The 11,961-nt window shown below is 54.9% G+C and carries 11 protein-coding genes; 4 read left to right on the top strand and 7 right to left on the bottom strand.

Features of this window, described 5'->3' with window-relative positions; genetic code table 11:
- Nucleotides 1-6 precede the first annotated feature (6 nt).
- From trmA to O3C79_RS13575, 3 genes are all read left to right on the top strand, one after another.
- Nucleotides 7-1,092 (top strand): tRNA (uridine(54)-C5)-methyltransferase TrmA, encoded by a 1,086-nt coding sequence (trmA, locus tag O3C79_RS13585; protein ID WP_076464061.1) that lies wholly within the window; start codon nucleotides 7-9, stop codon nucleotides 1,090-1,092.
- A gap of 26 nt (nucleotides 1,093-1,118) precedes the next feature.
- Nucleotides 1,119-1,562: a DMT family transporter gene (locus O3C79_RS13580; RefSeq protein WP_494383530.1), complete on the top strand. Its 444-nt coding sequence runs from the start codon at nucleotides 1,119-1,121 to the stop codon at nucleotides 1,560-1,562.
- A gap of 62 nt (nucleotides 1,563-1,624) precedes the next feature.
- Nucleotides 1,625-2,395, top strand: a complete 771-nt coding sequence (locus O3C79_RS13575; RefSeq protein WP_494383529.1) for a helix-turn-helix transcriptional regulator — start codon at nucleotides 1,625-1,627, stop codon at nucleotides 2,393-2,395.
- Between the two features lie 49 nt (nucleotides 2,396-2,444).
- Here O3C79_RS13575 and trxA read toward each other — a convergent pair whose 3' ends face one another.
- From trxA to O3C79_RS13545, 6 genes are all read right to left on the bottom strand, one after another.
- Nucleotides 2,445-2,765: a thioredoxin gene (gene trxA / locus O3C79_RS13570; RefSeq protein ID WP_494383528.1), complete on the bottom strand. Its 321-nt coding sequence runs from the start codon at nucleotides 2,763-2,765 to the stop codon at nucleotides 2,445-2,447.
- A gap of 12 nt (nucleotides 2,766-2,777) precedes the next feature.
- Nucleotides 2,778-3,368 carry a carboxymuconolactone decarboxylase family protein gene (locus O3C79_RS13565; RefSeq protein ID WP_494383527.1) on the bottom strand — a complete coding sequence of 197 codons (591 nt, stop codon included), beginning with the start codon at nucleotides 3,366-3,368 and terminating at the stop codon, nucleotides 2,778-2,780.
- A 190-nt stretch (nucleotides 3,369-3,558) separates the two neighbouring features.
- Nucleotides 3,559-4,989 carry an HD domain-containing phosphohydrolase gene (locus tag O3C79_RS13560; RefSeq protein WP_494383526.1) on the bottom strand — a complete coding sequence of 477 codons (1,431 nt, stop codon included), beginning with the start codon at nucleotides 4,987-4,989 and terminating at the stop codon, nucleotides 3,559-3,561.
- 156 nt (nucleotides 4,990-5,145) lie between these two features.
- A complete protein-coding gene (rlmE, locus tag O3C79_RS13555; RefSeq protein ID WP_494383525.1) occupies nucleotides 5,146-5,766 on the bottom strand; it encodes a 23S rRNA (uridine(2552)-2'-O)-methyltransferase RlmE in 621 nt (206 codons plus the stop codon).
- Between the two features lie 78 nt (nucleotides 5,767-5,844).
- Nucleotides 5,845-7,356, bottom strand: coding sequence for an ABC transporter substrate-binding protein (locus O3C79_RS13550; RefSeq protein WP_494383524.1), 1,512 nt, complete (start codon nucleotides 7,354-7,356; stop codon nucleotides 5,845-5,847).
- The gene (locus tag O3C79_RS13545) at nucleotides 7,340-8,716 is read right to left on the bottom strand and encodes a GGDEF domain-containing protein (RefSeq protein ID WP_494383523.1); all 1,377 of its coding nucleotides are present in this window, start codon (nucleotides 8,714-8,716) and stop codon (nucleotides 7,340-7,342) included. The genes O3C79_RS13550 and O3C79_RS13545 overlap by 17 nt, the downstream gene beginning before the upstream one ends.
- A 373-nt stretch (nucleotides 8,717-9,089) precedes the next feature.
- Here O3C79_RS13545 and O3C79_RS13540 point away from each other — a divergent pair, with 373 nt between their 5' ends.
- Nucleotides 9,090-9,818 (top strand): TrmH family RNA methyltransferase, encoded by a 729-nt coding sequence (locus O3C79_RS13540; protein ID WP_494383522.1) that lies wholly within the window; start codon nucleotides 9,090-9,092, stop codon nucleotides 9,816-9,818.
- Nucleotides 9,819-9,867: 49 nt separating this feature from the next.
- On the opposite strand, the gene O3C79_RS13535 is transcribed toward O3C79_RS13540, so the two are convergent.
- Nucleotides 9,868-11,949, bottom strand: a complete 2,082-nt coding sequence (locus O3C79_RS13535) for a TonB-dependent siderophore receptor (RefSeq protein ID WP_494383521.1) — start codon at nucleotides 11,947-11,949, stop codon at nucleotides 9,868-9,870.
- Nucleotides 11,950-11,961 lie beyond the last annotated feature (12 nt).

The following is an 11,961-nucleotide window of genomic DNA, read 5'->3' as shown; positions in this document are numbered from 1 at the left end:
TCGCCGATGCCCCTTCCCCGTGTGGAGCCTGAACAGTATGACGCCCTGCTGGCCGAGAAACAGGCTCGCATCGAGGCACAGTTTGCCGAATTCGATCTGCCCGAGGTGGAGGTGTTTACCTCGCAGCCCGAGCATTATCGCCTGCGTGCGGAGTTTCGTACCTGGCATGATGGAGATGACCTGTACTATGTAATGTTCGATGGCGACAAGCGCACGCCGGTCCGCCTCGACAGCTGCCCCATGGTGTCCGAGCGCATCCATGATGTGATGTTCAAGCTGCTGGATGTGATCCGCCCTGATCCCGTGCTGCGCTTCAAACTGTTCCAGGTAGACTTTCTCAGCACCCTGTCCGGCGAGCTGCTGGTGAGCCTGTTGTATCACCGTCAGCTGGATGACGAATGGGTGGAGCGTGTGAAGCCGCTGCGCGAACAGTTCAACATCGACATCATCGGCCGCGCCCGTAAGCAGAAAATCCTGCTGGACCGTGATTTCGTCGTGGAAGAGCTCAATATCAAAGGCAAGACCTACCGTTACCAGCAGACCGAAAACGGCTTTACCCAGCCCAATGGCCATGTCTGCGAAAAAATGATCGAGTGGGCTATCGATGCCTCATCGCATGCTGGTGGTGATCTGGTCGAGTTCTATTGTGGTAATGGTAACTTTACGCTGCCGCTGGCGCAGAACTTCCGCCGTGCGGTGGCGACCGAGATCTCCAAGGTATCGGTCCGTTCAGCCGAGTGGAATATTCAGGAAAACGGCATCGACAATATCGATGTGCTGCGCATGCCGTCGGAAGATCTGTCACTGATCCTGAAAGGTGAGAAAACCAGCCGCAAGGTGAAAGGGCTTGCGCTGGAAGAGTGCAACTTTACCACTGTACTGGTCGATCCACCGCGCTGTGGTCTGGATGAGCACACGGTAGAACAGATCTGCGAATACGAGCATATCCTGTACATTTCCTGTAATCCGGATACGCTGCAGGACAATCTCAAGCAGATCAGCAAAACACATAAACTGGAACGGTTCGCGATCTTTGACCAGTTCCCTTACACACACCATCTGGAGTGTGGGGTTTACCTGACCCGTCGTTGAACCCACTGACCATGAAGGGAGGCAGGATGCTCTATTTCTGGCTGTCGCTGGCGTTTGTTGCCGGCATGATGATGCCGATGCAGGCGGGAGTAAACAGCACCTTGGCGCTGCAAAGTAACGGTGCGCTTTGGGCTTCCCTTATTTCCTTTGCGGTGGGGACAGCCGTACTGCTGTGTGTGGTACTGGCGATGCGCTACGACTTCCCATTGGCGTCCGAATTGAAAAGGGCACCCTGGTGGGCCTGGACCGGAGGTTTTATGGGGGCCCTGTTTGTAGCGACGGGCGCTTTTCTCGCCCCGCGCATCGGGGCTGCCACAATGGTTGCGCTTTTGGTAGCAGGGCAGTTGATCATGTCTGTGATTCTTGACCACTTCGGCTGGGCCACTTTCCCGCAGCATGACATTAACTGGGGCCGCATTCTGGGTGTACTCTTTCTAATCTCGGGCGTTGTACTGATTCGGATGTATTAACGTGGCGAATTTCACCTTGGCCATGCGGCTCATGATTGGAAGGCAGGGTGTGAGAGCAAGGGGTGCTTGGGTTGCTTGGTCCTGATGCGATTGCTCGGTTGGTCCTCGATCTGGGCGCACCTCATTTCTCGGATAGTCTGCTGCAGGTACTGGGTGATCTCTGCGAAGTGAATCACCTGTCGGTCGTTCACCTGGAAGATCAGGACAGGGTGACTTACATTCTGTCTGCCAATGACGAAACCCTCAACATCACGCCTGAAATGCAGCAGCTCTATCTGACGATCTACTATCGACTGGATCCGAATAAAGAGTTTCTGCAGGCTTTCGACCATGACGGTCAGGTCATCTCGCGCCGGTTGCGTCAGCAGGATATCAGCGACCAGGGCTATCGCCGCCTCTGGTATGACAAAATGGGCATTGTGGACCGGTTTTCGATTTTGGTTCGTGCTGATAAAGGGCTGTACTGCCTTAACCTGTTTCGCAATCAAACGCCCTTCCCTGATGAGAGTATTGAAACCTTCGATGCGATGGCTCACTTACTGGCCAGTCTGGTGGTTAAACATGCGCGGCTGGCGGGAGCCTTATCCAGTTTTATGACACGAGATGCCCAGACTGAAATGTTGATCATGCGCCTGAATAAAGTCGATGCTTCATTAAGTCAGCGAGAGAAAGAAGTTTGTGCCCGTGTGCTGCTGGGGATGAGTTCCGATGGTATTGCACTGGATCTGGGGATCAAGTTGCAGAGTGTACTGACCTACCGTAAGCGTGCTTATAGCCGCTTGAGTATCTCCAGTCAGAATGAGCTGTTTGGGCTTTGCCTCACGGTTGTGTAAGGCCGCCCGGCTGTACAGGCAGGTGCATCATCAGCCGGGCTTTCTCGCGTTAAATATATTGATCCAGCCAATTGGCTATCTGGCTTTCCATCAATGCTCCCGTGCGACGTGCGATCTCTTCACCGTCCTTGAATAACACCAATGTCGGTGTGCTCTTGATCTCCAGTTCTGCGGCCGTTTGCTCAAATGTTTCCATATTGGCCATGGCCGCCTGAAAGCGCTCAGGTTGTTTGGCTGCCAGACGCTCAATAGCAGGCCCTACCATTTTGCAGGGCCCGCACCAGGGCGCCCATACATCCAGAAGAACTGGGCGGTCAGCAGATGCCAAGGTGGAATCAAAATCCGTGTCTGTAACCTGTTGAATAACCATCAAAGGTCTCCTTTAATTGTGCTTGCCCACTTCCCAGCTGGTGTGCCCAACCGCACGTTCGGTGACCTGTGCCGGCACGGCTTCAAGCTGTGTTGCCATCGTATCGTTCCAGCGGTTGAGGTAGCCAAACAGCGCGATGGTGGCCACAATTTCCACGATTTGCCCCTCGTCGAAATGCTGTTTCAGCTCATCAAAATCTTCAGAAGTAACATCATTGGGCAGGGTGCCGGCTTTCAGCCCGATCTTGATGGCAGCACGTTCGGCAGCACTGAACAGGTCGCTGGTTTCGAACTCCCAGATGGCGGCAATTTTTTCGTCGGATGCTTTATAGATACTGGAAAGGTTGGTCATGTGGGATTGGCAATAGTGGCAGCCGGACGCCAGACTGGAGGCCAGTGCAACCAGCATCTTCAGCTCTTCGGGTACCGTGCCTTCATAGAGGATTACCTGATTCAGTTTGCCGAACGTCTTCGAGATATTAGGGCGACGTGCCATGGTTTTTACACTGTTGGGACAGAAGCCGCGGGTGTTCTCGTAGTGCTTAAACATCTCACGCAGTTCCTGATCGACTTCATGGTTTTCCAGCGGTCTTAGATGGGCCATTGTGCTCTCCGTCAGTTGTTATTGTTCATGGCCATCCATACTAGAAACGGACGTTGAAGCTGTCTGTCCCTAGAGATAGGTACAAGTCATAAGTAGAGAGCAAGATGCGAATGTGCCGGGGATGGAAGGCCTCTGTCGCCTTCAGTGGATGCAACACCCAAGCCGCAGCCCTTTGATTGACGGGTGTGTATCAGTTAACCAACGATGATACGTCCGACGCCTGCTCCTGCGGTGCGTCGGGCAGCTCAGCTTTAACCATGGCAATGAAGGTTCGAATCAACTCCGGGTCGAACTGCCCGGAATCCTGCTCAGCTTCCAGAATGGAAAGTGCTTTTTGTGTGGGCATACCGGGTCGATAAACACGGTCGCCTGTCATGGCATCCCAAGTATCGGCAATCGCTACAATCCGTGCCAGCAGGGGGATTGCTTCTCCCTTGAGTCCATCCGGATAGCCATTGCCATCCCAGCGTTCATGATGCCAGGCCGCTATCTCGGCAAACGCTTTAAAGCGTTTGAGCGGTTTCATGATGTCGGCCGTCATGGCCGGGTGTTTCTGCATCTCCTGATATTCTTCATCCGTCAGGGCAGAAGGCTTATTAAGGATGTTGTCATGTATACCGATTTTGCCAAGATCATGCATCAGCGCCCCTTTCTTCAACAGCGAAAGTTCAGAGGCTTCAAGGCCTATCTGTTTCCCGAGTCGAACGGCATAGCGTGACACTCTGCCAGAATGCGCCGCCGTATAAGGGTCCTTGGCCTGTAACGCCTGTGCCAGTGAACTCAATGCTGCCATGTAGGTTTCATCCTGCTCTTTGAGCAGGGATTGAACGCTGTCCGCAAGATGGTTGATGCCTGCTCCCAGTTGCCCGACTTCATCTTGGGTTTTGAGGGTAACCCTCTGGTCTAAATCACCAGCCGAAAGCTTTCCAATCAGTAGATGAAGTTGCTCAATGGGCTTTGTCAGGCGCAGGTAGATGAGCCCGCCCAGCACAACCAGCATTAGCAGACTGCTGAGACTCACGGATAGCCACATGGATTGCTCGAACGGGGCGTCAAAATTACTGATTGCCTCTGTAAGTCCGGTTATGTCCACCTCCACTTCGATACCTGCTTGAGTGCCATCAGGGAGCGTCAGCGGCAAAAGGTAATCCCCCTTTACAGCACCTGTTTCGGTATTAAGCTCGTGCTCCTGTCCCAGGGATGGTTGCAGGTTGTTGAGTACCGCGAAATAGGGTGAGCCCGCCGACATGTCTTTGCGAGCATGCTGCCCGTGGCTGTGCGCAATGATGTCGCCCTGCCGGTTGAACAAATAAAGTGAAATGACATGTAACTGGGAGCTGAAAAGAGGGTGCTGGTTCAGGTACTGAACTTCTTTCTGAAAAGCGGTATCCGTAGGAGTTAGTCTGCCAGTCTCCAGACTGCGTTTTACCTGGTCGAGATAAAGATGAATCTTCTGGTCAGCCTGGTTGAGAAAGGCGGTTTCGATGATCTGGTCCGTCTTCGAAGAAAGTAACAGTCCGTTGATGAGCAATACACCTACGCCAAATACGAGAAAACGAAGGGAGAGAGACAGGCGAAACCCAGGCTTTGGCCTGTTCTCGGCACAGCTGTTATTTGACATGAATAGCCCCATTCATCCTGAAAACGCGCTTTGCTATATGAGCAGACCAAGATTAAACAGAGCTTAAATCTGAACGGGGATATCAATGAAGGGCATGGATCAAGGGATATACATTAAAGCACAGGCACCCCTGAGGAGTGCCTGACATTAAGTCGGTTAGCCCTTGAAGCCGCGACCGACCACGTAGACTTCGCGCGAACGTGCCCGTGAGGCTTCGGGTTTGCGGATTACGACGCTGTCAAAATGGTTGCGCACTTCCTTGACGAACTCTTCATAGCCCTCGCCCTGGAACGCCTTGGCGACGAAGCTGCCTTTGGGTTTGAGCACCTGCTGGGCCATATCCAGCGCCAGTTCAATGAGGTAGATGGAGCCGGCCTGGTCGGCAGAGGCTACGCCGCTCAGGTTGGGGGCCATATCGGAAATCACCACGTCCACCGGGCGGTCGGCGATCACGCCCATGATCTCGTCAAATACGCTTTCTTCGGTGAAGTCACCCTGGATGAAGTCCACATCGGGCAGTGCATCCATGGGCAGGATATCCGATGCAATGACCTTGCCTTTCTCGCCCGCCAGCTCGGATGCAATTTGTGACCAGCCGCCAGGTGCGGAGCCCAGGTCGATCACCAGCATGCCGGGTTTGATCAGCTTGTCCTTCTCGTTCAGAGCCAGGAGTTTGTAGCTGGCGCGGGAGCGGTAGCCATCCTTCTGGGCCTGTTTAACGAAGGGGTCGTTGACATGCTCTTTGAGCCATCGGGCGCTGCTTTTGGAACGGGCCATAGTGTTTCGCAAACCATCATTGTGACTGAATCGCGTATTGTACGTGGCAGGGCGCCCGCCTGCTAGCGGGTGCGGGGTTTACCTGGCTTCCGTCCAGTGCACATCCTCCAGCACAAAAGAGGGGATGGGCGTCTTGTTCCAGATGCCGGCCAGGCGCTTGTCCATCAGGTTTTGCTCAGGCCGCATGAACAGGAAAACGTTGACGGCATCTTCTGTGATTTTGCGTTGGGCATCGCCAAGCAGGCGGTTCAATTCATCGTTGCTGCGTGCGTTCAGCACCTGCTCCCAGATCTTCTTGAAGCCCTGATTATCGTAATTGAAGTAGTAGTTGTCGCGGGCGTAGATGTTCAGGTCCATGGGCTCAACATGCATGATCAGGGTGAGCTCGTAATCTTTTTGAGTAAAAACCTTATCCAGCCAGGTCGGCCAGTCTACTTGCTCAAGTTCGACCTTAAACCCGACCCTTTCCAGGTCTTCAGCAATTATAAGACCGCCATAGCGCCCATAATCCGTGGGCGGGATGGTGAGCCTGACCGGCTTGCCCTCTGATACACCGCCTTCGGCCAACAGGATGCGTGCTTTTTCAGGGTTGTAGGGGTAGCGGTCAACCAGATTGACATAGGCGGGGTGAGAGGGTGGAAAGTGGCTGCCGATCAAATCGGGTTGAAACTGGGCTCCATAAAGTTGACTGACCCGTTTGCGGTCGATCGCATGAGAGAGGGCACGACGCACCTGCAGGTCATCGAAGGGCGGCTGAGCATTGTTGATGGCCAGGATCATCTTGCTCTGCAGTTTGCGCGCATTCATGCGGTAGTCGGGGCGAATCACGAAGCGGTTGCCCACACGGGTGACACTCAACAGGCCGTCTACCAGCCCTTCGGCCAACGCATTTTCAGTGCCCACCGATGTCTTCATGAAGATGAAGCTGGCGCTGTCCAGAATGGGTTGTTTGCCCCAGTAATCGGGGTTGCGTTCCAGGCGAACATCGTTGCCCTTGTCCCAGTGGCCCAGCAGGTATGGACCGGTACCAACAGGGCGTTCGCCATTGTTGGCTGCTGATTCGGGGTGGACCATCACCGCTGCCGGCAGTGACAGGGCAAAGGGCAGCATGGAATCCGGGCGGTGCAGATGAATCTTCAGAGTGTAATCATCTTCGGCCGTGATGCTGGCGACCTGCTCGAACCATTTGCGCTGCGGGTTCTGGTTTTCCGCATTGAGAATACGCTGCAGTGAAAACGCGGCAACCTGAGCATTAAAATCGGTGCCGTCGTGAAACATGACACCTTTGTGCAGTTTGAATGTGTAGGTCAGGCCGTCCTCTGACAGGCTCCACTCTTTTGCCAGGCGAGGCTTGAGCAGACCCTCCCCGTTTACGACTGTGAGCCCTTCAAAAATATTACACCAGGTGATTTCGCCGGCCGATGCGGCTGCAGTTCGGGTCGGGTCCAGCGACGGGGGTTCCAGTTGAATGCCAAGCCGGACGTGCTCACTGGCATGAAGAGGCAGTGCAAACATGAGGAAAACAAACACCAGAAGATTTTTAAGCGAACCGCCCAGTGGTAACCCGAAACTTTTATATGGCTTTTGCATACACGGTCTCCGCTGCTGCAACCACCTGGTTGCGCCCTTTGCGTTTGGCGGTGTAGAGCGCCTGATCGGCCGCTAACAGAGCAGCGTCGAGTAGTGTTTCAATCTGGTGATCGCTTGCGTCACATGCCATTTGGCTGTTGTCGATCAAGGCGATCCCGAAACTCATGGTCAGGTCAGTGTGAGTATCCGGCGTCAGGTGTTGCAAACTAATCTGATGACGCAATTTGTCGAGAACGGCTTGACCGTCCTCCAGTGAACTGATGGGCAGGATTATGGCGAACTCTTCGCCGCCGAACCTGGCCAGGGTGTCAGACTCTCTAAGCCCTGCGGAAAGTTGCTCAGACAATTTGACGAGTACCTGATCTCCCATGGCATGACCAAAGCGGTCATTGACTTGTTTGAAGTGGTCAATATCGCCGATCGCCACACAGAACGACTGGGTACCTTGGCGCAGCAGGCGCCGGGCGGCGGCCTGGAAGTGACGGCGGTTCGCCAGGCCTGTCAGGGCGTCGTGTTCGGCAAGATAGGTCATTTCCTGGTGCGCTTGTTGCATCTGCGCTTCATGTGACTGAATGCGCTGCACGTAAGAGCGGACCGTACTGGCGAGGCTGGCGATCTCATCCCCGCCACGGGCATCGAATTTGTCCACGTTCACAACAGGAGAGCTGACCAGCCGTTGCAGGCTAAGAATGCGGCGTACCACCCTAAGCTCAAAATACAGGCCAGCCAACAGGGTGAAAATCAGTACCAGCACGCAAACGGCCAACAGGTTCTGCTGCTGGCTTTGAATATCGCCGGCCAGGCGCTCGCTTTGGTTGGCGATCTGTTGACGCATGGTGGCAGAAAAATATCCTGCCAGAATGGATAGTTGTCCAGCCAATTCCTGGTTGTTGTGCGACAGGGCCGAGATCTGACGCAGCAGGCCTACGGTCGTGCTGCCATCAATATGTTCGGACACCAAGGTGTTCAGCTCATCGATGTTGTCTTGCAGGTGCCCCTGAGTGGTCTTCATCTGGTTGATGAGCTCGGTGTTGAGGCTCAGGTTGGCCAGCTGTTGAGTCAGCCGGGAAACCCAGTTAAGGCGGTCGGTGAGTTCAATCAGGGCACGGCGCCGTACGCTGTGGGTGTCGGCAGATGCCAGGCGTGCTCCCAGGCTGCCCAGCGATTCGGATTGCTGTACCAGTCGCACGGAGATCATCAGGTTCTCCATTTCACTGGTTGCAAGTGTTTGGGTCTGCTCCTGCAGTTGCTCGAAGGAGCGGCTCATGGTCAGGGTGGCACCAATAATCAACGCCAGGATCATCAGCGTAATGCCCAGTGTTTTGGCGGTGAGACCAGCCCCTCTCTTGCGATGGATCATGGTCCGTCCGCAGAGGTTGTCTGTCGAGTACCTGTATGTCGCGCGGGAGCTGCTTTCATCATCGGGACAGTTTCGTCTGTGTTTGCGTTGGGCCACAGCGGCCAGAACAAGCAGCGATAGAGCCACAAAACAGCAGGCAGATGTAAAACGGGTATCTGACGCGGTCAGATCGCTTGGGTCTGGTGGGGGCAGACCTGGCGGGTCAAAAACAGCGTCGCTGCTTTACTACTAAATGGTCGCTACCTAAATTAGAGGCAGGCATTAAACATGTCAACGGTCATCGTACACTGACTTTAGTGGCATGAGTCACTATACTGCGCCGTTTGCCTGGCTCCGGACCCTTCGGTGCCTTCTCTTGTAACGGGTGAGCTGGATGAAACTGGATCTGATCAAAAAGCTGCAGCAGAAAAAATTTCGCACTGAAACCGGGTACTGTCTGGTTGAAGGGGAGCACCTGGTACTTGAGCTACAAAAGGCTGCCGAGCAACAGCCAAGTCTCGCAACAGCTGAGTTGTATCTGACAGATCAGTATGCCGGGTGGGAAACCGACCTCGAGGTCCATCCGGTTAACAGCAAGCAGATGTCAGCCATCAGTGCGACCAAAAGCCCTCAGGGCATAGTTGCCGTCGTGCCCATGTCTGCCATCCAGCCAAAGTCGACCCAGCAGGAAGTCGCGCTCTACTTCCATGAGATTCAGGACCCGGGCAATCTGGGGACGATCCTGCGTACTCTGGCCTGGTTTGGCGGCTATCGTTGCTTGCTCAGCCCCGGCAGTGTCGATCCGTTCAACCCCAAGGTTATCCGCGCCAGTATGGGGGCTATTTTTCATGTCCCGATGGAGCTGGATGTAAGTCTGGATAGCCTGGCGGATCGATATGAGCACATCGGCTGCCTGGATATGCAGGGCGAGCCGCTGCATTCCAGAGCTTTCAAAGCATGTGACTGTTATCTGTTCGGAAATGAAGCGCGGGGAGTACCCCGTGACCATCTGGATCGTTTGGGTGCAAAGGCGTTCACCATTCAGGGGGCCGGTCTGATTGAATCACTGAATTTGGGGACGGCGGTTAGCCTGAGTGTTTACGAACGTCAGCGCCAAGGCTGATAAGGGCAGTGGCCGGGAGGCCACTGCAGTGTTGAAGGGGTGAAGGGGGTCAAAAGCGGTAGCCGAAGCTCGCCTTGATACTGCGCTCGCCACCGAAGTAGCAGAACTCCAGCGAGTTACAGGATGCTACGTATTCCTTGTCCAGCAGGTTGTTTACGTTCAACTGAACATAGGCATCACCCGAGCCCATGCGGCCCAGTTCATAATGCAACGCCATATCCACCAGTGTGTAGCTTGGCAGGGTATGCGTATTGGCACGGTCAGCCTGAATATTCCGGTAATGACGTACGCCCAGAGATGAGGTCAGTGCGTTGAGGCGATAATCCAGCCAGAGATTGGCCTGATGTTTGGGCGAGTAGATCACGTCATTGCCCTGATTGCCGTCGTCGCTCTTGCTGTATTTGGCATCGGTGTAGCTGTAGCTGGCATTCAGTGCCACTGCCGGTGTCAGCTGTGTACGCGCTTCAAGCTCCAGACCCTGTGATTCGATCTCGCCAATGGCACGGTAAGGGTCGGTGGGCTGCTCCTTGGTGGCGATATTGCTCTGGGTAATATGGAACAGAGCTGCGTTATAGCTGCTATTGCTACCGACCGGCTCGTATTTCAGACCCACCTCATACTGTTCACCTTCCATCGGTTGCAGCAGATCACCGTTGGTATCGACAAAGCTGGTCGGAGTGAAACCGGTGGAGTAGCTGGCATAGGGCGCCAGTCCATTTTCCATCAGGTAGAGCGCTGCCAGGCGTCCACTGAACTGGCCTTCATCCAGTTCTCTGGTGGTGCCGCTGCTCAGCCCCTTGTTGCGAATTTCTACCTGGTCATAACGGCCGCCCACGGCAAAACGCCATTGGCCTTGAGTGATCTGGTCCTGCAGGTAGAAGCCAGTCTGTTTCAGGCGATGCTCTTCTTCCGTGGCGGGCCACATCGATGTTGGCTCAGTGCCATAGACCGGATCGAAGGGATTAATGTTGGAGAAGGCGCCGGACGGCCAGCTCACTTCATTGTTACGGTACTGGTAGTCCAGCCCCACCAGCAGACGGTGTTCGGTGTTGCCGTGTGCGAGGAAACCTTCCACCTGGTTATCGATGGTCCAGGCTGAAAGGTCTTCTTCACCGCCGGAATAGTAACGGGTGAGTTCATTTTCGTTGGCCCAGTCGTAGGCGTATACCTGCTGGTTTTCTACCTCAGAGCTCAGGTGACGTGCTTTCTGGCGGAAGGTCCAGCGGTCATTGAAATGGTGCTCAAGGGCATAGCCAAACAGCTGCTGGGAGCGGTCGAACTTGTCGTAATCTTCTTCCCCCTCGAAAAAGTTGTTGCTGATGCGGCGGCCGTTGTAGTCCACGACCGTACCTTCATAGGGAAGGCCGGAATGGTAACCGCCCTCGGGTTCATCATGCAGATAGGCCATCACATCCAGCGTGGTGGCATCCGTCATCCGCCAGGTCAGCGCGGCGTTGAGGGCTCGACGCTCCTCTTCCACGGGACCGAACTGGGTGTCCTGTGCACTGACAATGCCGCCCAGCCGGAACGCAAGGTCATTGCTTTCACTGACCGGGCCGGTGAGATCAAATGCCAGACTGCGGTGTGCGTTATTGCCCGCGCTGAGACGTACTTCGCCGCCAGAGATAAATTCAGGTTTGCGACTCTTCAGTGCCACCAAGCCGCCGGGTGAGGCGCGGCCGTAGAGAACCGATGCCGGGCCGCGTACGACTTCAATGCTGTCCAGGAACCAGGGATCGATTACGGTGGCGGTGTAGGAGTTAGTATCCCCCATCAGCTTGAGGCCATTCAGGTAGGTGTTGCCGATGCTGCCGTCCGAGAAACCACGCAGGACGAGGTAATCGTAGCGATTGGAGGCGCCCACCTGGTTGGTAAAGATGCCCGGCGTATAGTTGGCGGCCCGCTGCACGCTCTGTGCGCCACGGCGTTCAAACTCATCTCGGCTGATGACAGAAACCGCCTGGGGAGTCTCGACCAAAGGGGTTTCCAGTTTGGTGGCACCTTCGGTGGCGGTGATGACCAGGGTGTCCTGCTCGGTGCTATCTGTCTCCGCGGCGAATGAGAAGCCGCTGAAGGCTGCACCTGCGGTGGCCAGCGTGATGGCTGCGGACAGCTTGCTGTATCTGAACATTCTAGTCTCTAC

The organism is Marinobacterium sp. NO-S09 (assembly GCF_059179545.1).
The sequence above is the reverse complement of the archived record's forward strand: the minus strand, read 5'-3'. Positions and strand labels throughout refer to the sequence as shown.

Coding starts and splice junctions, on each gene's coding strand:
- trmA (WP_076464061.1), top strand. CDS start 7: ATGCCCCTTCCCCGTGTGGAGCCTGAACAGTATGACGCCCTGCTGGCC.
- O3C79_RS13580 (WP_494383530.1), top strand. CDS start 1,119: ATGCTCTATTTCTGGCTGTCGCTGGCGTTTGTTGCCGGCATGATGATG.
- trxA (WP_494383528.1), bottom strand. CDS start 2,765: ATGGTTATTCAACAGGTTACAGACACGGATTTTGATTCCACCTTGGCA.
- O3C79_RS13565 (WP_494383527.1), bottom strand. CDS start 3,368: ATGGCCCATCTAAGACCGCTGGAAAACCATGAAGTCGATCAGGAACTG.
- O3C79_RS13560 (WP_494383526.1), bottom strand. CDS start 4,989: ATGTCAAATAACAGCTGTGCCGAGAACAGGCCAAAGCCTGGGTTTCGC.
- rlmE (WP_494383525.1), bottom strand. CDS start 5,766: ATGGCCCGTTCCAAAAGCAGCGCCCGATGGCTCAAAGAGCATGTCAAC.
- O3C79_RS13550 (WP_494383524.1), bottom strand. CDS start 7,356: ATGCAAAAGCCATATAAAAGTTTCGGGTTACCACTGGGCGGTTCGCTT.
- O3C79_RS13545 (WP_494383523.1), bottom strand. CDS start 8,716: ATGATCCATCGCAAGAGAGGGGCTGGTCTCACCGCCAAAACACTGGGC.
- O3C79_RS13540 (WP_494383522.1), top strand. CDS start 9,090: ATGAAACTGGATCTGATCAAAAAGCTGCAGCAGAAAAAATTTCGCACT.
- O3C79_RS13535 (WP_494383521.1), bottom strand. CDS start 11,949: ATGTTCAGATACAGCAAGCTGTCCGCAGCCATCACGCTGGCCACCGCA.